The organism is Candidatus Binatus sp. (assembly GCF_036567905.1).
Lineage (GTDB): Bacteria > Desulfobacterota > Binatia > Binatales > Binataceae > Binatus.
This window is the reverse complement of the sequence record NZ_DATCTO010000030.1, coordinates 1-22,129: the sequence shown is the minus strand read 5'-3', so window position 1 is coordinate 22,129 and position 22,129 is coordinate 1. Positions and strand designations below refer to the sequence as shown.

21 protein-coding genes are annotated in these 22,129 nt (G+C 62.3%); 17 read left to right on the top strand and 4 right to left on the bottom strand.

Annotated features, from left to right (window positions below):
* Window positions 1–488 precede the first annotated feature (488 nt).
* The 3 genes from VIO10_RS04380 (at window position 489) to VIO10_RS04370 (ending at window position 3,007) form a co-directional block, all read left to right on the top strand.
* Window positions 489–776 (top strand): hypothetical protein, encoded by a 288-nt coding sequence (locus VIO10_RS04380; protein WP_331959919.1) that lies wholly within the window; start codon window positions 489–491, stop codon window positions 774–776.
* Window positions 777–910: 134 nt separating this feature from the next.
* Window positions 911–2,368 carry a glycogen synthase GlgA gene (gene glgA / locus VIO10_RS04375; protein WP_331959916.1) on the top strand — a complete coding sequence of 486 codons (1,458 nt, stop codon included), beginning with the start codon at window positions 911–913 and terminating at the stop codon, window positions 2,366–2,368.
* A gap of 9 nt (window positions 2,369–2,377) precedes the next feature.
* Complete coding sequence (locus VIO10_RS04370) at window positions 2,378–3,007, top strand: ribonuclease H (RefSeq protein WP_331959913.1); 630 nt, start codon at window positions 2,378–2,380, stop codon at window positions 3,005–3,007.
* Between the two features lie 29 nt (window positions 3,008–3,036).
* Here VIO10_RS04370 and VIO10_RS04365 read toward each other — a convergent pair whose 3' ends face one another.
* Window positions 3,037–3,807 (bottom strand): isoprenylcysteine carboxylmethyltransferase family protein, encoded by a 771-nt coding sequence (locus VIO10_RS04365; protein ID WP_331959910.1) that lies wholly within the window; start codon window positions 3,805–3,807, stop codon window positions 3,037–3,039.
* 314 nt (window positions 3,808–4,121) lie between these two features.
* Here VIO10_RS04365 and VIO10_RS04360 point away from each other — a divergent pair, with 314 nt between their 5' ends.
* Window positions 4,122–4,298: a hypothetical protein gene (locus tag VIO10_RS04360; protein ID WP_331959907.1), complete on the top strand. Its 177-nt coding sequence runs from the start codon at window positions 4,122–4,124 to the stop codon at window positions 4,296–4,298.
* 33 nt (window positions 4,299–4,331) lie between these two features.
* Window positions 4,332–4,511, top strand: coding sequence for a hypothetical protein (locus VIO10_RS04355; RefSeq protein WP_331959904.1), 180 nt, complete (start codon window positions 4,332–4,334; stop codon window positions 4,509–4,511).
* Here VIO10_RS04355 and VIO10_RS04350 read toward each other — a convergent pair.
* Complete coding sequence (locus VIO10_RS04350; RefSeq protein ID WP_331959902.1) at window positions 4,508–5,146, bottom strand: hypothetical protein; 639 nt, start codon at window positions 5,144–5,146, stop codon at window positions 4,508–4,510. The genes VIO10_RS04355 and VIO10_RS04350 overlap by 4 nt on opposite strands.
* Before the next feature lie 66 nt (window positions 5,147–5,212).
* Window positions 5,213–6,160 (bottom strand): thioredoxin-disulfide reductase, encoded by a 948-nt coding sequence (trxB, locus tag VIO10_RS04345; RefSeq protein ID WP_331959899.1) that lies wholly within the window; start codon window positions 6,158–6,160, stop codon window positions 5,213–5,215.
* A 104-nt stretch (window positions 6,161–6,264) separates the two neighbouring features.
* On the opposite strand from trxB, the gene moaC reads away from it, so the two are divergent.
* Both moaC and VIO10_RS04335 read left to right on the top strand, forming a co-directional pair.
* Window positions 6,265–6,804 carry a cyclic pyranopterin monophosphate synthase MoaC gene (gene moaC / locus VIO10_RS04340; RefSeq protein WP_331959896.1) on the top strand — a complete coding sequence of 180 codons (540 nt, stop codon included), beginning with the start codon at window positions 6,265–6,267 and terminating at the stop codon, window positions 6,802–6,804.
* A complete protein-coding gene (locus tag VIO10_RS04335) occupies window positions 6,789–7,985 on the top strand; it encodes a class I SAM-dependent rRNA methyltransferase (protein ID WP_331959893.1) in 1,197 nt (398 codons plus the stop codon). The genes moaC and VIO10_RS04335 overlap by 16 nt, the downstream gene beginning before the upstream one ends.
* Window positions 7,986–8,106: 121 nt before the next feature.
* On the opposite strand, the gene VIO10_RS04330 is transcribed toward VIO10_RS04335, so the two are convergent.
* A complete protein-coding gene (locus VIO10_RS04330) occupies window positions 8,107–9,036 on the bottom strand; it encodes a hypothetical protein (protein ID WP_331959890.1) in 930 nt (309 codons plus the stop codon).
* A 498-nt stretch (window positions 9,037–9,534) separates the two neighbouring features.
* On the opposite strand from VIO10_RS04330, the gene VIO10_RS04325 reads away from it, so the two are divergent.
* The 10 genes from VIO10_RS04325 to VIO10_RS04280 all read left to right on the top strand — a co-directional run bounded on the left by VIO10_RS04325 (window position 9,535) and on the right by VIO10_RS04280 (window position 21,564).
* Window positions 9,535–10,671, top strand: coding sequence for a WD40/YVTN/BNR-like repeat-containing protein (locus tag VIO10_RS04325; RefSeq protein ID WP_331959887.1), 1,137 nt, complete (start codon window positions 9,535–9,537; stop codon window positions 10,669–10,671).
* Window positions 10,672–10,708: 37 nt separating this feature from the next.
* Window positions 10,709–13,099 carry an efflux RND transporter permease subunit gene (locus VIO10_RS04320; RefSeq protein WP_331959884.1) on the top strand — a complete coding sequence of 797 codons (2,391 nt, stop codon included), beginning with the start codon at window positions 10,709–10,711 and terminating at the stop codon, window positions 13,097–13,099.
* Window positions 13,100–13,137: 38 nt separating this feature from the next.
* The gene (locus VIO10_RS04315; protein ID WP_331959922.1) at window positions 13,138–13,521 is read left to right on the top strand and encodes a VOC family protein; all 384 of its coding nucleotides are present in this window, start codon (window positions 13,138–13,140) and stop codon (window positions 13,519–13,521) included.
* A gap of 40 nt (window positions 13,522–13,561) precedes the next feature.
* Complete coding sequence (locus VIO10_RS04310; RefSeq protein WP_331959881.1) at window positions 13,562–14,518, top strand: ABC transporter ATP-binding protein; 957 nt, start codon at window positions 13,562–13,564, stop codon at window positions 14,516–14,518.
* A gap of 37 nt (window positions 14,519–14,555) precedes the next feature.
* The gene (locus VIO10_RS04305; protein WP_331959878.1) at window positions 14,556–16,289 is read left to right on the top strand and encodes an ABC transporter permease; all 1,734 of its coding nucleotides are present in this window, start codon (window positions 14,556–14,558) and stop codon (window positions 16,287–16,289) included.
* A gap of 26 nt (window positions 16,290–16,315) precedes the next feature.
* A complete protein-coding gene (locus VIO10_RS04300; RefSeq protein WP_331959875.1) occupies window positions 16,316–17,005 on the top strand; it encodes a YceI family protein in 690 nt (229 codons plus the stop codon).
* 47 nt (window positions 17,006–17,052) lie between these two features.
* Window positions 17,053–17,916, top strand: a complete 864-nt coding sequence (locus VIO10_RS04295) for a ParB N-terminal domain-containing protein (RefSeq protein WP_331959872.1) — start codon at window positions 17,053–17,055, stop codon at window positions 17,914–17,916.
* A gap of 156 nt (window positions 17,917–18,072) precedes the next feature.
* Window positions 18,073–19,506: an amidase gene (locus VIO10_RS04290; RefSeq protein WP_331959869.1), complete on the top strand. Its 1,434-nt coding sequence runs from the start codon at window positions 18,073–18,075 to the stop codon at window positions 19,504–19,506.
* A gap of 56 nt (window positions 19,507–19,562) precedes the next feature.
* The gene (locus tag VIO10_RS04285) at window positions 19,563–20,012 is read left to right on the top strand and encodes a DUF3237 domain-containing protein (RefSeq protein ID WP_331959867.1); all 450 of its coding nucleotides are present in this window, start codon (window positions 19,563–19,565) and stop codon (window positions 20,010–20,012) included.
* A 37-nt stretch (window positions 20,013–20,049) separates the two neighbouring features.
* The gene (locus VIO10_RS04280) at window positions 20,050–21,564 is read left to right on the top strand and encodes a hypothetical protein (RefSeq protein WP_331959864.1); all 1,515 of its coding nucleotides are present in this window, start codon (window positions 20,050–20,052) and stop codon (window positions 21,562–21,564) included.
* Window positions 21,565–22,129: the final 565 nt, after the last annotated feature.

The window sequence follows — 22,129 nt, the reverse complement described above, 5'->3', positions numbered from 1 at the left end:
GATATCGAATCGCGGGGCGTTTTCTTTTCGACCCTCGGCCAGTTAAAATCCAACGCACTATGAGCGCCATCCCAGCGCTATTCCAACGCTTCTTTCAACGCTTGGAACGCGAATCGCCCAGTGCTATCCAGCTCTGACACGACTCCAGCAGCGCCTTCCACGTCACCAGCATTGGGCGCTCCCGCTTGCGCCGCGGAGCCTAGCGTCGCGCTCTGCGGACGATGCCGACGCGCTTTGCGGCGCAACCCGCACAAAGTACGCGCCGGCCGCGCACGCGCGCGCAATGCAGCGCGCGACGGGCGTGGACGATTCACTTCTCGAATCAGTCCAAACGAGAAGCAGTGCTGTGATGTCCGATGACGTGCCGTCGCTTGCAGCGCCTCGACCTTTACCGAACCTTTCCGGCCATCATCTTGTCATTCGTAATTCAAGCCTGCCTTGTATCCGGTCCCGTGGGCACTCCGATGGGTCCCGGCTCGGCGCCTCCGATGAACCCGCCGTTCGACGCCTACGATGTCTGCATTCGGGGCATTGGTCCGTTCCCTGTTTGGGACGTGACGAAGATGGAGGTCAGCCAGCAGGACTGCTTCAAGCAGGCAATCCAAGTGAACCACTTGGCGTTGCCGGCTGGCACCACGACCGAACAGGCGTTCGCCAAGTACAAGGGTTGCCTCAAGAAGGACGCGCCGATAAGCGTCTCGGTCGGAGGGTTAATATTCAACGGCAACAAGCAGAATGCCGTCCGGCAGAACTGTTTCACGAAAGCGATGCAGTAGGCCGATGGATATCGCGGGAAGCTCGCCAATCAGCCCGGCATAATTTGGAAAATGATGCGCGCTGCGAGACTGGAACGGTCCAGCCTCGCAGCGTATGTTTTTGACGGCCAGCGGGCCCGCGGAAATCTGATCTCGTGAAGATAGCGATCGTTGCGGCGGAAGCCGCCCCTCACGCCAAGGCCGGCGGTCTCGCCGACGTGATCGGCGCGCTGCCGGGGGCATTGAAGGCGGCCGGCGAGGAGCCGTCGCTGATCGTGCCCGGCTACGCTTCGATTGTGAACAGGGTCGAAGCTGCGCCGGTCGCGCGCGATATCCCGATGCGATTCGGCGCCGGCGTCGAGCGTTTTTCGGTGTTGCGCGCGACCGATCCGCATGGCGTGCCGATGTACCTGATCGATCATCCCGGATTTTTCGCCCGGCGTGGAATCTATGGCGACAACGGCATCGACTATCCCGACAACATGCGGCGCTTTGCTTTCTTTGGCCGCGCCGCCGCCGTTGCAGCCGCGGAGATAGTCGCGCCGGACGTAGTCCATGCTCACGATTGGCATTCGGCGGCCGTGCCGATTGCGATGCGCGCCGACGACGCTCTTCGCCCCCGCTTCGAAACGGCGCTTTCGATCTTCACGATTCACAATCTTGCATTCCAGGGTATCGGCAAACGCGAGGACTTCGCGCTGCTCAATCTCGGCGCGCGATATTTTTCGGTCGATTGCCTGGAATTTTACGGCCACTTGAATCTGATGAAGGGCGCTATCGTGCTGTGCGACGGCGCGTCAACCGTCAGCCCCACTTACGCGCACGAGGTGATTACCGACCCGGAACTCGGCTTTGGACTGGAGGGAGTGCTTCGCGACAAGCGCGAAAATTTCGTCGGAATCCTCAACGGCGCCGACTACAACGAGTGGAATCCCGCCACCGACCCCGCAATCGCCGCGACTTACACGCCCGCGAAACCCGACGGCAAGCGCGCATGCGCACGCGCCTTGCGCGATTCACTCGGCCTGCCCAACCGCGAGCATTGGCCGATGGTCGGGATGGTCACCCGCATGACCGGGCAAAAAGGCGTTGACCTGCTTAAGGACGCGCTCGACGCCGTGATGCGCCTGGATTTGCAACTCGTCATGCTCGCGAGTGGCGATCCGGTGCTCGAGAAATTCTTCAAAAAGGCGGAGTCACGCTACCCTGAAAAACTCCGAGCGATAATCGAGTTCAACGACACGACCGCGCATCGAATCCAGGCCGGCAGCGACGCTTTCCTGATGCCGTCGCGATTCGAACCGTGCGGACTCACCCAGATGTACGCGCTGCGCTACGGCACGGTGCCCGTGGCCCGCGCCACCGGAGGACTGCGCGACACCGTAAGTGAGTTCGATCCCCGGCGCGCCACCGGCAACGGCTTCGTCTTCGACAAGTTCGACGCGGCGGAGATGGTCGCGGCGATGGGCAGGATGGTGGCGACGTTCAGGCAGCGCACGACGTGGCGGCGGCTGATGCAAAATTGCTTCGCCTCGGATTTCTCGTGGCAACGGGCGGCTGGACAATACCTCGCGTGGTTCACCCGGCTGCGAAAAGATCGCGGCCTCAGCTAGAATCCGGCCGTGGCACTCTCACCCACAGAATATCTCGTTTACGCCGACGGCTCCTGTCTCGGTAACCCGGGGCCGGGCGGATGGGGCGTCGTGATCCGCCATCCCGATGGCGTTGTGACCGAACTCAACGGCCACGATCCTTCAACCACCAACAACCGGATGGAATTGATGGGCGCGATCGAGGGCTTGCGCGCGACCCAGCGCGGCGCCCACGTCACTGTACGCAGTGACAGCAGGTACCTCGTCAATTCGATGACGCTTCATTACAAGCGCAACAAGAATCACGATTTGTGGAAACTGCTCGACGCCGAAACGGCGGCGCGGCGCGTGCAATTCGAATGGGTTCGCGGACACGACACCGATCCGATCAACAATCGCGCCGACCAACTCGCCATGATGGGTGCCAATGGCCGGCTGGTTGCCGATGGAGCGTTGCCGGATCGATCGCGGACGCGGCGTATCGCGCGGGCCTTGAAGACCGGCGACTCAGCCGACGCGGCCGAGCTCATGGGGCGGCTCAAGCCCGGCGAATCGATTCGCGAATGCGCGGCATGCGGCGCGAAGTTTGTAAGCCTCGGCGGTGGCGAAAACGACTTCTGCTCGCACGCCCGCTGCCAGCTTGAAGCGCGCCGTGGCTGAAGCGCTCGTCCTCGTTCTCCTGAGCGGCGTTACCAGATCGATGGAACCAACGCGTCCGTCTCGCGGATGTAGGCGTCGTACTCTTCGCCAAATTGCGCGCGCATCTCCGCCTCTTCGGACTTCATTCGCCGATGCGCGAAAATCCCTCCGACGATCAGCGTCAGGACCGCGGTGATAGGCGCCCCGTAGATGAGCGGCCATCCGAACGTCACCAAATACGTACCCGCGTAGATCGGATGCCTGACGTAACGATAGAAGCCGCTCTTGACGAGCACCGAATGCTCGGCCGTCCTGCCCGAAGTGAAAAATCCGAGCTGAACCCGCGCGCCAAGCGCCAGCCACATCCCCCACAGTGCGATCAGCAGTCCAAGCGCGCTGACGAATGCGGGCGCTGAGCCGCCGTAAACATAGGTGCGCTCGAACGGCGCCGCCACAAACGTCACCAGCAGTGGGAGCTGCACGGCGATCCGCTGGCTGAGTTCTTCGTGTGCGGAACGGTCCTCGGCGTCTTCGCGCACGATCAAATCGGCAAAGCGAAAGCCCGCGTATGCCGCCAGGTATGCGAGCACGTAGTGATGCTCGGTAAAGTAGGAGGTGATTCCCAGTCCCATCGCGAGCGCGCCGATGACGGCTGTCAGGAAGATCGCCTCCTCCGCGAAGCGCAGCGCCAGGCTGCGGATGAAATGCGGATGCGCGCCGGGCGCGGCGGCGTCGGCGGCGAGCAACGCGGCAGCCGGCGTCAATCCTCCGGTTGCCTTGCTGTTGGACTGCGGCGCCTCCTGATCCATTTCACTCGCCATCACGCCACTTTTGCAGATGCATTGAAATGATCAAAGAGGGGCCGAGCGCAAGCCGATCCGCAGCGAGATAGGTGCAGCCAGCCGATTGCGCTGATTCGCGAAAAAGGAAATTTACCGCGAATATCGAAAAGTATCCAATTTGCCCTCGCATTCTGCGATTTCCCATAACCTGTCGATTTTAATGTATATTCTACCGTCTCCGGGCACCAGTACCAAATGGTAGGTTTGGAAAGCTGTTGTTAAATCGAGAGTTTTTTCGATGGCAGCTGACTTGCTTCACCACCGTCAGTCACTGAATACGGGAGGACCTGAAAATGAATGCAACAACCAATGAAGCGAGAATCGCGGGAATCGCCAACGCCAACGAAGCGGCGGAATCCACCACTGGAGTCCGCTTCGCGCAGAACAGTCTGCTGAGCGAACTGCCCGGCGTGGTGTTCGGTTTGATCACGCTCGGATACCTCGTCAGCTCGCTGCTGGCGTTGGCCTGAAATCGTCCGAAGAATTTATGGGAGGAATTTGAAATGAACGCAACCACCACTGAACCAAGGCTCGTGGGGATCGCATCGATCAACCAGGCGGCTGCCGTCAGCGATGCGACTCGGATCGCACAGTACAACATGCTGAACGAAATCCCGGGCGCGATTTTCGGCGTCATCACCGTCGTGTACATCGTGGGTTCGCTGCTCGCGCTCGCGCATTAACTCATGCGTTTCGTTTCTACAGTGTCGCGCGCGGCCAGCATCGCAAACCTGACCGGGCGCCGAAATACCCGGGCTGTGCTGCCGGATTCGGCGCGCGCGGAAATGCGCGAGGCGGTGGGCGGCCCATCCGGGAACCGCGATACCATCGTGAGTGACACCCAGATGATCGCGGCCGCCAGCACGATCGTGAACCACGCCATCGCGCGAATTCGCCGCAGCATCGAGTTCAACTGTTCGACGGTAAACGGCTCGCCGTCGCCGTGTGCGGCCACCTCTTCCTGCCGGCCGATTCTGAATGCCAGTCCGAACGTGATGTAGGTCTGGATGAAGATCAGAACGAAGGCGAGCGCCAGCTTCAGCTCGAGCACCGAACCGATCCGCGCGAAGTAGTCGAACTTCATCGACGCTTTCAAGTCCGTCAGGCGCGTCGCACCGCTAATCACCACAATTCCCAGCACCGCGATCGTGAACGGGTTGTAGAACTTGAATCCGGCGATCAGGCTCGCGCGCCGGGCCGCCTCGTTGGGCGCGGTCTGGGCCGCCGGGATCAGCATATAGATGACCGCGAACTGCGCGCCGACGTATGCCGCCATCGCGCACAGATGCAACCACGTCAGGAATTCGCCGCCGATCATCGCCAGGCTATTTTCTGTGGTCCTTCGCCGAGTCCGCGCGGGATGAAGCTCGTCGTCTGCGCGAAGTCATCGCCGGCCGGCTTCTTGCGCTTCCAGCCAGCGCTCCGCGTCGATCGCCGCCATGCATCCCGTGCCCGCGGCCGTGACCGCCTGCCGATAGACGCTGTCGGCGACGTCGCCGGCCGCGAACACACCGTCGATGTTGGTGTAGGTCGATCCCGGTTTCACTTTCAGGTAGCCGATCTCGTCCATCGTGAGCTGGCCCTTGAACAGCGCGGTGTTTGGCTGATGCCCGATCGCGACGAAAACGGCGTCGGTCTTATGCTCGGCGGTCGCGCCGGTCTTGCGATTTTTCAACCTGACGCCGCTCACGCCGTTTTTCGGGTCGCCAAAAATCTCGTCGATTACCGAATCCCAGATGAACGCGATCTTCGGATTGCGGCGCACGCGATCCTGCATGATCTTCGATGCACGCAGCGCGTCGCGGCGATGCACGATCGTGGCTTTGGTGACGAATCTGGTCAAGAAGTTCGCCTCCTCCAGCGCGGTATCGCCGCCGCCAATCACGAGCGCTTCCTTGCCTTTGAAGAATGCGCCGTCGCAGGTGGCGCATGCGCTCACACCGTAACCCATCAAGCGTTTTTCCGATTCGATTCCGAGCAGCTTTGCCGACGCGCCGGTCGAAATGATCACGGTCTCGGCCTTGACCAGCTTGCCATCCATCACCAGTTCAAAAGGCCGCTTGCCCAGGCGCACCTCGGTCACTGCGCCGGTCATGAAACGCGTGCCGAAGCGAGTCACCTGGCGCCGGAACACGTCCATCATCTCGGGGCCCTGGATGCCATGCTCGAAGCCCGGATAGTTCTCGACCTCCGTGGTGATGGTGAGTTGGCCGCCGGGTTCATTTCCTTCGATCACCAGCGGACTGAGATTGGCGCGCGCGGTATAGAGCGCCGCGGTTAGTCCGGCGGGACCGGAACCGAGGATTACGACCTTGTTGATTTCGTCAGCCATTTAACCTGTCCTGCGCAATGGTTCGAGATGTTTGGTTGAACTGGGAATCAAGAGTTTATTGTATATTCGCGGGCGGTCAACATAAGCTCTAACCACTTCCTTCAATGGCGGGCAAGAAACAATCCCAAAAGCCGCGCGCCGTCTCCACGCGGCTGACGCATCTTGATGCGCGCGGGCGAATCCGGATGGTCGATGTCGGCGAAAAACCGGTAACGCGGCGCGAGGCGATCGCGCGCGGCCAGGTCCGGATGGCGCCGGCCACCCTTCAAGCGGTAGTCGGCGGGAAACTCAAAAAAGGCGAGGCGCTGGCGGCGGCGCGCATCGCGGGAATAATGGCGGCGAAACGCACCCATGAGTTGATTCCGCTATGCCATCAGATCCCGCTCGAAGTCGTCGAAATCGATTTCAGACCCGATCCCGCCGGAGCCTCGATCCAAATCCAGGCGCGCACCGTCACCGACGCGCGCACCGGCGTCGAGATGGAGGCGATGGTCGCGGTGAGCGCGGCGGCATTGACGATTTACGACATGGCCAAGGCTATCGATCGCGCGATGGAAATCGGCGCAGTCCGGCTGGTCGCAAAACGCGGCGGCCGCAGCGGCGACTTCGCCCGCGCCGGCGAGCAGCCATGGCCGGCGCGGTGAGCGCGCCAATCGCGCGCGCAGTCCTCAAGCGCGGCAGGGAAGGACCGGTCCGCGGCGGCAATCCGTGGATCTTCTCGCAAGCGATCGATCGGATCGAACCGCCGTCGATCGAAGCCGGCGCTCCCGTCACCGTGCACGACGCATCGGGCGTGCTGCTCGGCATGGGTTACTGCAACCCCGCGACCACGATCGCAATCCGGATGCTTGCGTGGGGAGAGGCGCCCGCAATCGAAGAACTGGTTGCGCGCCGGCTCGGTGGCGCGCTCGAACTCCGCCGCCGTTTCATCCGCGACGATACGAATTCGTACCGCCTCGTCAACGGTGACGGCGACGGGCTGTCAGGCGTGGTCGTCGATCGATTCGGCGAGGTTCTGGTGGTGCAAATTCTGACCGCCGGCGCGGATCGGATGCGCGCGACGATTGTCGCCGCGCTGAACGATCTGCTTCATCCGCGCTCGATCATCGAACGAAGCCACGGCGCGGTGAGAAAGCAGGAAGGCCTCGACGACTACGCTGCGGTTTTAGCCGGCGAACCCGTGACCGGGACGATCGCGGCCGAGAACGGAATTAAAATCAAGCTGGATTTCGATCACGGGCAGAAGACCGGCTACTTTTTGGATCAACGCGACAACCGCGCGAAGGCGGGCGGGATCGCGTCGGGTGCGCGGGTGCTCGACGCCTTCTGCTACCAGGGTGGATTCTCGCTGGCGGCGATTGCGGGCGGCGCCGCGCGGGTCGTCGCCGTCGATACGTCAGCGCGGGCGCTGGAAATCGCGCGGCAAAATCTGGAACTGAACGAGTACCCCGCCGGCGCCGTCGAGTTCGTTCACGGCGAAGCCGGCAAGTTCATGGCTGAGACGGCGGAGCGCTTCGATCTGATCGTGCTGGATCCGCCGCCGCTGGCGCGCAGCCGAGGCGATGCGGAGCGCGCGGGGCGGCTATACGTGGAACTCAACTCGGTTGCGATGAGGGCGCTGGCGCCGGGCGGGCGTCTGATGACGTTTTCATGCTCGACGCATTTCCGCGCCGAGGATTTCGTCCGCGCCGTACGATTTTCCGCGTCCAACGCTGGCCGCAATCTTCGCTTGATTGCGCATCTGGGCCCCGGCCCGGACCATCCTGTGCTGCTCGGTCACGCGGAGGGCGAGTACCTGACGGGCCTGTTGCTGTCGGATCTGTAAGTTAGCGGGCTGTTGAGAAAGTAATTTTCAACGCCCGCGCCCTCTCTCTCGTGGGCCGGTATCTAATGGTGCCGCCCTTTTTTCATGGCCGCTTTCTGCGGGGTTTGGAATCGACTTCCAGTCATGGTCGCCCAGCCAAAATATCGGCAACGGAGAAGAAGACGTTTCCCGTTTGAGACGCATGGCGTCTTTTCCGGAGTAAGAGATCCGGCAGTTTGATCCGATCCTCAAGAATCGCCATCAGATCGGCTCCATCCATTAACAGAAGGAGTTTTCTGCCGCTGGACGTGTACGCGTCAATGCCTTCCCGAGAGAAACCGTTGATAGCGAGAAACAAGCCCAACGCATTGTCCAGTTTCCGGTTAAGCTTACCATCGAGCGAATCTAACGCCGCTGCTCCAATCGGATCAGCGTGCCACTTTCCTTCGAACAGATAGTCCGTCGAATCGAAAGTGAATGCGCCGTCGATCTGTTCTCCCGTCACCTTGAAGGACGCCCGAGGATCGAGATCGAAAAGGTCGAACAGTTCCCTCAAAATCTTCTCGAGAATGTAGCCACGGTCTTGATGATTGGCGACGAGAAGAGACAAATATTGGTTCCGGAGTTCCGCGAGCTTCGCCTGCACATCGGTGTGTTTTTTGGCGCGGTCGCTCGCGGCGGTCTTTAGCTCCTCCGATTTGCGTCGGTCTTGAAGGATCTCTTCGTGACCCTCAAGGCGTTTCCGTAGAGCGGCGACCGCAGCCCTCGCCTCTTTGGCCTTTGCCGCGCCATCTTCTAAGCGTGCTAGATGAGCGAAGTCGTCAACCTTGGCGACATCGACCATCAGATTGACTAAGTCGTCTCCATATCGCTGCTGGTTCCACTCCATCTCGTCCACCAGGACGCCGACTATGTCGCGCTTCGTGTCAGACCAATTTATCCGCGAGAGAAGGTGCGGATTTTTCAGCGAGGTAGTGAGAAAGCTTCTGAGATCGGCCTTGTACCAGTAGACCGTCGTCAGAGCACGTTTGAGTGCGACAATTGCGTCGGGCGCGATCTTGCGGTTCGTCAATCCTATTCCTCTAGCCGCACCTTATTTGCTCGCACTTGTGCGACAACCGTCAGCCCTTCGAACCGTGTCGGGAGCGTAGGCGTCGCGTTCTGCTTTGGTGATCCTAACGCATCCGGGTGTCGCGGTTAAGCGGGATCGACACTGCCTGTTGACACCGCCTCCGCCGTCTCGCCCGCAACAGCGCCGCAATCGGGTAGGACAAAGGACTCTCTCTGATAGGAGAGTTTTGCATAACCGGATGTTGGCGCTGAAGCGATACGCGCTGGCGCGCGAGATCCTTCGCTGCGCTCAGGATGACACAAACAAGCGAGCAGCCGCTGGTGTCATTCTGAGCGAAAGCTGCTGTAGCGAAGAATCTCGACGGTCGCACCGCGCTGGTCACCGGCATCGGGCTCGGCATCAGCCGCACCGGGCCGATTTTTCGCGCGCGGAATCTGACTTGCTAAGCGGTCGGGTTTGCTTGAGTATAGAGCAAAATTTCCCCATGGGATCGGCCGGATGGAGCGAAACCTCCACGCATACAGCTTAATCAAGACGCTCTTTGTCCTAGTCGCGCTCGCGACTGCCGCGTGTCATCGCGAAGTTGCACTGCCGCCGTTGCCGCTTCGCAATATCACGCTGACCGACAAGTTTTTCGATGTATGGCCGACCAGCCCGACGCGCGCGTTTGTCGTCGGCGATCGGGGCAAGGTGCTGTTGACCGAGGACGGCGGCCGTCATTTCAAGCGGATCGACATCGGCACCCAGCTGGGCGTCTTCGGAATCCAGATGGCCGACGATCAGAACGGCTACCTGTGCGGGCAGGACGGCCTGGTGATGCGCACGCGCGACGGCGGCAAGAGGTGGGAGCGTCTGAACTCGCGAACGCATCTGTTCATTTTCGGGCTGTCGTTTCCCGACGCGATGCACGGTTTCTTTGTTGGCGACCGCGCGCTGGTGCTGAGCACGACCAACGGCGGCGAGAGTTTCATCAAGCGCCAGTTGCAGCGGCTGTTTCCGGAGGCGCTGGCCGACTACGCGCTGCCGTACGAGGAGCCGGTGCTTTACAGTGCGAGTTTCCTCGACGACGATCACGGATGGGTGGTCGGCGAGTTGGGGCGCATCTGGGCGACCGAAAATGGCGGCAAGAGCTGGCAGGAGCAGCAGCAACCGCTGGTGGCGCAATGGAAACGTCCGCTCGGACCCGGCGACGATCCGCGCTTCGCCGATTTTATCCTGCCGACTTTTTTCAGCGTCTCGTTCCGCGATCAAAAGCATGGCGCGGCGTGCGGACTGGAGGGATGGGTGGTGCAGACCGACGACGGCGGCAAGAGCTGGCGGTTTGCCCATCAGGCGGCCAAGCCGGGCGCGGCGCCCGACACGCTGGTTGCGGGAGCGCTGCAGATTCCGGCGCGCGATCCGCTGTTCTCGATCGATCTGTATGCCGGCGACCAGGGAATCACCACCGGATTGACGGGCACCGTGCTTCGGCTTCAGCCCAACGGCGCATGGGCGCACGATCCGAGTGTGCCCGCGATACCGTTCCCGCTCAGCCAGGTGCGGTTCTTCGACGCGCAGCACGGATGGATCGTCGGCTACGGCACCATCCTGTACACCGAGGACGGCGGCAAGAGCTGGCGCTTGTGCCAGGGTTGAGCGCGAACGCACGCGCACGAGGACCGCGGAGAACGCAATGACCTGGTATCGATTTGGTGAATGGATTCTGCGCTGGCGCTTCATCGTGTTGGGCGTGGTCGGCGCGCTGACCGCATTCTTCGGCTACTACGCAGCGCAAACCCAGTTGGTTACCAGCTTCGGCGAGCTGCTCCCGCAGAACCATCCGTTCATCCAGGTCGCGCACAAGTACGACCGCTACTTCGGCAGCGTCAACAACGTCACGATCATGATCGAGGCGAAGGAGGGGACGATCTACACCCCCGCGATCATCGGCAAAATAGTTCAGATGACGCGCGACATGGATCTGGTTTACGGCATCCAGCACGGCTCGGTGCGCTCGATCTCGACCTCGAGCTATTTCCGCCCGCTGGCCGGCGGCGTGATTCTCAATACCCCGGTGCTGCCCAACGGCGACATTCCCAAGACCGCCGGCGAGCTGGAAGAACTCGAGAGCAACGTCCACAAAAATCCCGGCGTGATCTTCGGCCGCTTCGTTTCGCTCGACGACAAGGCGGCAGTGATCGAGGGCAGCTTCCTCGAGACGCGACTGGATTACACACACATCTTCAACGAGATTCGGCGTATCGTGGTGGACCGGGAGCGCGACCCGTCGGTGCACATTTACGTCGGCGGGCAGCCGATCCTCTACGGATGGGTGTACCACTACACGCCGGAATTTCTCTGGATCTTTGTCGCCACGGTGCTCGCTGTCTGGGTTCTGCTTTATCTTTATTTCCACGATTGGCGCGGTGCGCTGCGGCCGACGATCTCCGGCGTAATTTGCGCCATCTGGGGCCTGGGCTTCATCCGGCTGCTCGGCTTCGGACTCGATCCGCTGGTGCTCGTCATCCCGTTCCTGATAACCGCGCGCGCCGTCAGCCATTCGGTGCAGATGCACGATCGGTACTACGAAGAGTTTTACCGCCTGCGCGACAAGGAGAGGGCGATCCTGTCGTCTTTCTCCGAGCTGTTCGTTCCGTCGCTGTCGGGAATTCTGACCGATGCGTTCGGCGTGCTCGTCATCCTGCTCGTGCCGGTTCTGTTTCTGCAGCGACTCGCGATCACCGCGAGCTTCTGGATCGCCGCGATCATCGTCAGCGAGCTGATACTCAATCCGATCGTGTACTACTACCTCGACCCGCCGCGCATCGACGTGATCGAGCGGCGCGAGCATGGCTTCTTCAAACGAATGCTGCAGTCGATCGCCAAACCGATGCTGGAAAGATCGGGCCGCATCGCCACCTTCGCCGCCACCATCGCGGTGATTGCGCTGTGCGCGTTTTTCTGGTCCGGACTCAAGGTCGGCGACCCGTCGTCCGAATCGCCCATTCTGTGGCCCAACTCGGCGTATAACCGCTCGATGGCCGCGATCCAGAGCGAGTTTGGCGCGATCGAGCAGTTCGTCGTAGTCGCGGAGCTCAACCGGCGCGAATCGCTCAACGATCCCAGGCTGTACCACGTCATGGACGAGTACGAGCGTCACATGGAGCGGGATCCCGCGGTCGGGCGCACATTCTCGGTTGCCGATCTGCTGTCCAACGGCGGCTCCGCGCTCAGGGAATTCCAGCCCAAGTGGAACGTGCTGCCGACCACCACGCGCGGGACCGGACAGCTGCTCGGCGGATTGCTGGCCGGCGCCTCTCCGCTGTCAACCGCGTACATCATCACGCCACGGCGCAACGCCACCCAGATAACGGTCTATTGCAAAGATCGCGAGGGCGAAAACGTCCAGCGAGTGGTGCTGCGCACGCAGCGATTCTTCGCCGAACCCAAGCATCAGGTGCCCGGCGTGACGTTTGCCCTCGCCGCGGGAATAATCGGCGAGCTCGCCGCGGCCAACCAGGAGATCATCGACAATGATGTTTTGCTCAACCTGCTCGCGTTCGCCACTATCTACATAATAATACTCATAACCTATCGCTCGTTCATGGCGGGACTCTATTTGCTATTCCCGCTGGCGCTCGCCAACGCCGCTATCAATGCCTACATGGGCGCACATAACATCGGTATCAACATTAATACTCTGCCGGTAGTCACTGTCGGCGTCGGATTCGGGATTGACTATTCGATCTACATCGTAAGCCGGATTATCGAAGAACTCGCACTCGGCCGCGATCTCAAGGGCAGTACCTATTCTGCCTTGATCACCTCGGGCAAGGCCGTCGCATTCACCGCGCTGACGCTGGTCGCGTCGGTGCTGTTCTGGTACTGGTCGAGCATCCGCTTCGACGCCGAAATGGGCCTGCTGCTGGCGGTCTGGATGTTCGTTTCGATGCTTGGTGCGATGACCATTCTGCCCGTCTTGATCGTGACTTTCGATCCCGCCTTCATCCGCCGCGAGAAGCAACGCGCAATCGCATCGAAGCGCCCCCACCTGGAAAGCCGCACGCTGGCCGCATTTTCCTAACCGTCGACTCTCGTGGATAATCTGATCGGGTGCCTGCGATGAAACTCGAGCGGCTGGATCATTTCGGTATCGAGGTGGCGGACCTGGCGCGCGCCGAGCGCTTCTATAGCGGTGTCCTCGGGCTTGAAGTCGTCAACCGTTTTGGCGATCAGGTTTTGCTCGATTGCGGCGGCCAGAACCTTGCCCTGTTCGAGGTGTCCCGGCCTTCGCTGGGCGCCGCCGCGCGCCGGGCGATAATCGCGCACCCGCTCGGCCGCGGGCATCATGCGTTCAAGGTGAAGCGGAGCGATTTTGCCCAGGCTCGCGAGCGGCTCGCGGCCGCCGGGGTCGAGAGCGCCGCGCCGATCGATTGGGGCGATCACGACTGCATCTACTTCCTCGATCCCGACGGCAATCTGCTCGAGATGGTGAGTTACCGCTGAATGCCGATCTGAAATCCCGCGCGTCCGTGGTTCATTATCAATGAACCCGGGCCCCATGATCCGCGCCGAAGATCTCCGCAAGCGCTACGGCCACCGCGTTGCGCTCGACGGCGTGTCGTTTACCGTCAACGCCGGCGAGATCGTCGGCCTGCTGGGTCCCAACGGCGCCGGCAAGACCACCGCGCTCTCGATTCTGTCGGGCGTGATCGCTCCGGACTCCGGCCGCGCCTCGATTGCCTCTTACGATCTCGCCACCGCGCCGCGCCTGGCGCGCCACAGCCTCGGCCTGGTGCCGCAATCGCTCGCGCTTTACCCGACGCTTACCGCGCTTGAAAACCTCGTGTTCTTTGGGCGGATAGAGGGGATGGCCGCGCGCGACGCTTTGAGCCACGCCCGCACTTTGCTCGAGGAAGTCGGGCTGGCCGATCGCGCGGACGACGTGGTAAGCGAATTTTCCGGCGGCATGATGCGCCGGCTGAACATCGCCTGCGGAATGGTGCACTCTCCGGCGGCGATCATGCTCGACGAGCCAACCGTGGGCGTCGATCCGCAATCGCGCGGGCGGATCTTCGCGGTCATCGAGGCGGCCGCGCAAGCCGGTGGCGCGATCCTCTACAGCACGCACTACATGGAAGAAGCAGAACGGCTATGCAACCGAATCGTGCTGATCGATCACGGGAAAATAGTTGCGCAGGGCACCGGCCGCGAACTGATCGCATTGGCGGGAACGGAACCGCGGATCGAAATCATGACCAAAAAAGCGCTGCCGCCCGGATGGTCCAACGGGATCGCGGGCGTCGGCGAACTGCCGTGGGAGGTGTTCGACGGCTTGGCGGCTGTGCTCACGCTGCGCACGCTCGACCAGGTGCCCGACGTGATTCGCCGCGCCGGCGAGATTGGCGGCGAGGTCGTCGAGTTCCACGTCCATCGCCCCAATCTCCAGGACGCATTCCTGAAACTCACCGGCCACGCGCTTCGCGATACGCCATTAAGATGATGCGCGCCACGACCAACGATCCGGTTCGCGTGAGGCGATGATGCTGCGCGCGGTGTGGCTGACGATTGGCAAGGAATTCCTGCTCATCCGCCGCGATCGGGTCGGCCTGTTCATGCTGCTGGTCGCGCCAATCGCCGTCATCGCTGCCGCTGGATTTTCGCTGGCGAAAATTTACGGCGGCCGGGTCGCTCCGCGCGGCGAATATTCGGTGGCCATTTTCGACGAAGACCAGGGCGCTATCGCGCGCGCGATCCTCGACGCAATCGCGCAGCGGCCCGAGCTCTCAGTCATTCATTGCTCGAGCCGCGTTGACGCTCAGCAGACTGTCCGCGAGCGAAAAATGGCGGTGGTCGCAATAGTCATTCCTCAGGGAACAAGCGATTCGATCGAACACGGCCACAGCGCGCGGCTCATTCTTTATACCGATCCGGTCAAATATCTGCAGACCACACAGATCGAGCTGACGCTTTCGGAGTTGTGCCGGAAAATCAGCGCCGGCGCCGCCGCCGAGGCGCGGACGCAGGCGGCCGAACAAACTCGCAACTTGACCCGTCAGCTCGAGCAGGTGCGCGAGTCCGCCGAGCAAGCCCGCACCGAAGCCGCTCGCGCCGGCGCCGCGGCCACTGCATCGCGCGCCGCGCTCGCGGCGCGGATTCGCGCGCAGCTCGAGACTGCCTTGAGCAACGCGCGCGCTCAAACCAAAGCCGCGCTCGACGCCGAGTTGAACCGGGTCCAGCGCAAGGTTGACGCCGACGCCGCCGCGCAGCGGGCGAAACTCGATGAGCTCAAGAATTATTTGAAGCGCCTCGAGCTCGCGCACGGCCAGTTCGAGACATGGTTCGGCCAACTCAAGCAACTCGCGGGCAGCCACGCCGCCGACATCCCGCCGCCGCCGCTAATCCCGGCTCTCCCGGCCGATCTGGATCTCAGCGCAAGCGCAATCAAGCTCGAACCCGGCGCGGATCTCAAGGACGTCCGGGCCAGGCTCGAAAGCGCGCTCACCACTGCGCCGATCGATCTTAATCTGCCCGAACTGCCGGCGATGCCAAAAATCCCGCCCGTCAACATTCCGGTCCTGCCTCGAATCGATTCGAGCCTCGCGATCCCGGGCACGCTGGGATACGCCGAAGTCGATTTGACCGGCAGGGAAATCGGCGCGGTCGGAGGATTCAACGCGTTCGATCTCCAGGTGCCGGGTTTCGCCGTGACCTTTCTTTTGATCGGCATGTTGATGGGCGTGTCGTTGGCGCTGATCGACGAGCATGATTGGGGCACGCTCGAACGCCTGCGCTCGGCGTCGGCGCCGCTGTGGACTACGCTTACCGGAAAGCTGCTCGCCCGCTTCGTAGTCGGCTTCCTCCAGATGGCGGTGTTGTTCGCCGCCGGATACGCGCTTTTCGGAATTTCGCTCGGCCGCACGCCGGCGGCGCTGATGATACCCGCCGCGGCGATTGCTTTCGCCGGCGCGGCCTTCGGATTGATCGTTGCCGGAGTGGGGCGGACGCGCGACGCCATTCTGCCCGTGGGTGCAATTGTGATCATGACGATGGCGGCGATCGGCGGATGTTGGTGGCCGATCGACCTGGAACCCGCCTGGATGCAGCAACTCGCGCTGGCGCTGCCGACCACGTGGGCGATGCGCGCCTTCAACGATTTGATGATCCGCAATCTCGCCGCGTCGGTTGCGCTGGTTCCGGCGGCCGTCAACTTTGGATTCGGAATCATCTACACTGTTGCAGGCGTTGCAATCGCGCGCCGGCGTTTCGGCTGATCGCACGACAATGGAGCACTTGCCAATTGAAGAAATTTGCAAATGAGTCTCGCGCCGTCCTGACGCACGCAATGATTGCGATGGCCGGCGCATTCGCGCTGATGGTTTTCGAGCCGTGCGCTGCCGGCGCAGCCACGATGCGATTCAAGATTGACGTTGACCGCAGCACGGTAAGCGTGTCGGTCGCGGAGCCGGCCGCCTTCATCCGCGGCAGCGCGACCGGGACGTTGCGCATAATCGACGGCGCGGTGAGCGGCGATCCCGCCGACATCCCGGGCACCGCGAAGGTGCGGATACTGATCGACGCGGGCAGCTATCGCAGCGACCGTGCGTCGCGCGATCGAGTCGTCACCGAAAAATCGCTCGAGGCGGACAAATTTCCCACCATCGGATTCGAGAGCAGCAGCGTCGTCGGCGTCGTGATGGGCGGCCGCAACGAAGGCACCGCGATAGTGACCGGCTTCCTCACGCTTCACGGCGAAGCGCATGCCATGACCATGTCGGTCCACGCGGCGCTCGACGCGGACGGCATCTTCACCGGCGACGGCGAAGTGAAGTTCAATTACGAGGATCTCGGGGTCAAGGTTCCCGGCGTCTTGTTCGGCGCGATTCTGGCCGGCGATGAAGCGACGGTTCGCTTTCACATCGTCGCGGTCAATGCCGCAACGCCCGCTGCGGACGCCTCGCCCGCCGCTGCGACTGCGCCTTCGCAGTAATCTCCGTTTGTCCGCGCGGCGCAAAACCGCCGGCTGCGGTAACTGAGTTGGCGTCGGCGATCGAAGCTGACGGCGGTGCTGCGCTGGCCGCCTATCAAGAGCCGATTGGCGATCACTGGCATCTGTTCGCGATGCTTCCGATTGCGAAAGTGGAGGCGACGCCGTATCAACGCGACCTCTCGCCGGCGCATCTCAAGCGAATGATCGAAGTGATGAAGAAGCTCGACCGTTTTACCGAGCCGATCGTCGCCGTTCACTCGGCCGGCATTTACTGGACTCCCAACGGCAACCATCGCCGCGCTGCCGCGGTCAAATCAGGCGCCAAAATGATACCTGCGATCGTGATACCGGACCCCGAGGTCGCTTTTCAGATCCTCGCGCTCAACACCGAGAAAGCGCACAACCTGCGCGACAAGGCGCTCGAGGTAATTCGGATGTATCGCGCGCGTCTCGAGCAGCGGCCCAAATCCGCCGAGAAGGACTTCGCCTTCGAGTTCGAGCGAGCGCATTACATCACGCTCGGCCTGCTTTACGAAAGAAAACCCAGGTTTTTGGGCGGCGTTTTCGCGCCCCTGCTCAGCCGGGTGGACGGGTTCCTGAACCAGCCGCTCAAGGATGCGATCGACGATCACCAGGAGCGCGCGGCCCAGGTCGAGCGCGCCGACGAATTGGCAATTGAACTGGTGGTCGCGGGCAAGCAGCGCGGCCTGACCCATCCTTATCTGAAGAACTTTATCGTCGCGCGATCCAATCCGCTCACGCGCGCGCGCAAAAATCTTCCGACCTGCAAGGCGGCGCTGGCAAGTCTGATCAAGGCGCTCGAGCAATTCGATCTGGGCAAAATCCACTTCGGACAGATTCGCGATGCGGCCCAAATCGCCGCCGCTACCTCAGTCGCCGACCCCGGCTGAGGTACGCCAATCGTACAAACGTGCGCGCGACGCAGGCGTTTGACGCGGACGGCAGCCACGAGCGGGCGGCGCTATGGCCGCCGATCGCAAGATGTTAGGGTCTCCAACGTACCGGGAGTTCTCAGCGAGAGAGGGAAAGGAGCCTGCGGCGTCATTATGTCATTCAACGAATATGCTTCCTTCGACGGCCTGGCCCTGGGCCGCATGGTGCGCGAGCGCAAGATCACGCCGGCTGAGCTGATGGACGCGGCGATTGCGCGCGCGGAAAAGCACAACGCAAAGCTCAACGCGATCGTGTTCAAGGATTACGATCGCGCGTGCGCCGCGGCGCGCGCCCACGCGGCCGGTGACGCGTCGTTCGCGGGCGTGCCGCTGCTGCTCAAGGATATTATGGGCGACTGCGCGGGGATGCCGACGCGCTCGGCGTGCGCGTTTCTTCCGGCCACGCCGATGCTGGCGGACTCGGAGGTGGTGGCCCGCTACAAGCGCGCGGGCTTTATCCCGTTCGCCAAGACCAACGCGCCCGAATTGGGAATTCCTCCTGTGACCGAGTCGCGTCTTTACGGGCCGGCGCACAACCCGTGGAACCTCGAGCGCACGACGGGCGGCTCCAGCGGCGGCTCAGCCGCGGCGGTCGCGGCGGGGATCGTGCCGGTCGCTCATGGCAACGACGGCGGCGGCTCGATTCGAATCCCCGCGGCGTGCTGCGGATTGGTCGGACTCAAGCCGACGCGTGGTCGTATCTCGCTCGCGCCGAATCTCGGCGACATTCTCGGCGGCCTCGTGAACGAGCATGTATTGACCAGAAGCGTCCGCGACAGCGCGGCCGCACTCGACGCGAGCGCGGGTCCGATGCCTGGCGATCCATATTTTCCAGCGCCGCCTGTCCGGCCCTATCTGCAGGAAGCGTCGACGCCGCCCAAGCGGCTTCGGATCGCGTTCTCGACCTGGAATCCTCTGGGCGGCGCCATTCATCCGGACTGCATCGAGGCGACCGAGCGGGCGGCGAAGCTGTGCGCGGAGCTTGGACACGAGGTCGAAGAGGCGGCGCCGCAAATCAATTACCAGATGCTCGCGCAGCTTTTCGAAACCGTCTATACGGCGGGAGTGGCGCTCTCCATCGAGGCGACGCGCATGCTGACCGGCGCCGAGCCGACGCCCGACAAGTTCGAGACCTTCACCTGGAACCTGTACGAGCGCGGCAGGCAGGTATCGGCGCCGCAATATCTGATTGCGCAGGCGCTGCTCCAACAAGCCGCGCGTCAGTTTGCGGCGCTGTTCGAATCGCACGATCTGTTTCTGACGCCCACGCTGGGTCAGCCGCCGCTGCGGATCGGCACGATCGACTTCATGAGTCCGGCCACGACCCTGCTCGACGAAAAGATTTCCAACTTTGCGATTCCATGCCCCGTGTACAACATCACCGGGCAACCGGCGATCTCGCTCCCGCTCCATTGGAATCGCGAGGGCCTGCCAATCGGAACGATGTTCGGTGCGCGCTACGGCGACGAAGCGACGCTGATCCAGCTCGCGGGCCAGCTCGAACAGGCGCAGCCGTGGATCGGCCGTAAGCCGCCGGTTTGGGATTGAATGTTCAGGTACGCGCGAGGCCGGGCAACGCGGCGGCCGCTCTCGGAGGACTAGCGATGAATCTGGAACACGAATTCACTTACCTCGCGACACTCAAGCCGCCGGTGCAAATCGGCGCGGGCCCGTTCGGAACGCGCAACTTCTTCGAAGTCACCGGCGGGACGGTCGAAGGCAAACGGCTGAAAGGTAAAATTCTAACCGGTGGCGGCGACTGGGTGCTGATCGGACCGGATGGATACGCGCGCCTCGACGTGCGCGCCCAGTTCCTCACCGACGACGGCGCCTCTCTGTACGTGCATTACACCGGGCTGCTCCAGATGAACCAGAAGGTCGCCGACGCGCTCGCCAAAGGTGCGAGCACCGATTATGGCGACCAGTATTTCCGCACTACCCCCCGGTTCGAGACCGGCGACCCGCGTTATGCGTGGCTCAACCAGAGCATCTTCGTCGCGGAAGGGCGGGTCGGCCCCGGCCGCGTCGAGTACAAGGTGTACCGCGTGGCCTGACTCCGAACTGGGAACCAGCAGGGAGCGTCCCGCCGAGATGGTGCGCGCATCGCGAAAGATTCATCGAGCGATTCTCGCCGCCGCCGCATCCGTGCTTTGGTTCGGCGCGTCCAAGCCGGTTGCGGGGGCCGCGATGACGGCCGCCTGTTCGGCCTCCGAATCGAGCGGCGAATATTGCGTGGGCGCATCCAAGCGCGAAATCACGCCGGCCGCGCCGGTCTATCTCGGGGGTTACGGCTTCGGTCCCGTCAGGCGATCGACCGGGGTCAGGAGCCCGATCTACGCGCGTGCAATCGCGATCTCGCGCGGCGAACGGACCGTGGTCTTCTGCGCGATCGACACGCAAGGGCATTTCCTCGCCTACCAGGGGATCGACGCGCCGTATGGCTCGGCCGACATCCGCCGTCGCGTGTCGAAAGACGCCGGCGTTCCCGAACGCGCCATAATCGTCGCCAGCGTGCATGATCATTCCGGACCCGACGACATTGGAGTATGGGGCGGCGTGCCACCGGAATACCTGAAATTCGTCGCCGATCAGACCGTCGCCGCAATCGAATCTGCCCTGCGCGACGAACGGCCGGCATCGCTGTACTCCGGCCAAATCGATACCGCGCCGTCCCATCTCGTGAGAAGCATCCTCCCCGGCTATCCGCTCGACACCAAGCTGCGCGTGCTGTTTGCGAGGAACTCCGACGGCGCGCCGTTCGCGACGCTGATCAACTTCAGCGCGCATGTCACCGCGCTTGGCAAGGACAATACGCTGATCTCGCCCGATTGGCCCGCAGCGGCTCTGCAAGCCGTCGAGAAGGGCCATCCCGATTCGACGGCGCTCGTGATGGTCGCCTCGGTCGGGCGCACCCAGCCCGATCTGAAGGCGATCGGAGCGCGCGGGCCGTCGGCAGCCGAAAGCTACGGTGCAACTGTTGCCAAGCTCACCTTCGTAGCCGAGGCACTCGCGGTGAAAATCGACGGCCCGATCGCGACCGCCGAAACCATCCTCGAAGAGCCAGTCGAGAATCCGGTGCTGGCGAGTCTGATGACCAACGGAAGGCCCGGTGTCGACCGCGTGATGCGCTCGAACCGCGAGCCCTATATGGCGGACGACAAAAGCAAAATACGCACGATTGTGGGCGCGGTGCGAATCGGCACGCTCTTCTTCGCCGCGGTGCCGGGCGAGTCTTTTCCCGAAACGCAAATCACGATGGAAGCGCGCGTGGCCGCGCAAGGGCATTACCTGTTCTCGCTTGCCGAGGATCAGCTCGGCTACGATCCGCCGCCTTACGAGGTGGGGATGGTCGAGTTTGCAAGCCCGCTCGACGAGGGACTGTTCATCATCAATCGTGGTTTCGGCGCCGACGTGACCCGCACGCTGCTTGCCCAAGCGCGCGAACTCGGCTTTCCCGTCTCCGAGACGAGCCACACCGGCGATGAGGGCCGGGAAGCACGCGGCTTGGTCGATTCAGTGAAAGGGGCAGTCGGCAGCGCGGAGGAAGCGATCGTCAGGCCGCTTATCCTGCTGACGCTGTGGCTGGGCTACGACCGCTTCCACTGAGGCAGCGGTGTGACCCCTGCACCCGGTGAAAAGTGAAAAGAGAAGATGCGGGACTTCGTCCCTGTTAGAAGGGGTTGATCAAGAAAGAGCCCGCGCGTCCGTTTTTCTGTCATCCCGACCATTCCGTCATCCCGAGCGAGGCCGAGGGACCCCGGATCTTTTTTCTGTCTAACTCCGAACCAAGATCGCTCCACGCGGGATTCATCGCCTGCCGGGGTCCCTCGGCTTCGCAGACTTCGCTCGGGATGACACAAAGATAAGAAGCAGGCGGTTAGAGAATACGGGCGCAGAATCCTGAATCGCGCGCCGGTTGGCACGGGAGGCCAGTATTAAGAAAGGAAAACAGGGCGCGCTGTATAAGGACTTTTCACTCTCCCCTTCATCCCTCTCCCTTACAGGGCGAGGAAATTAACACGCAAAGCATGACGCAAAAAACACAAGGCGCGGGCATCGAACCAGGATCATCAACAGCGTCGCCTTCCCTAACCCTTCTAACAGGGACGAAGTCCCGCATCCTTTCTTCCGGTTTAATACTGCAGGAAGTCCGAAACCCAGTTTGGGTTTC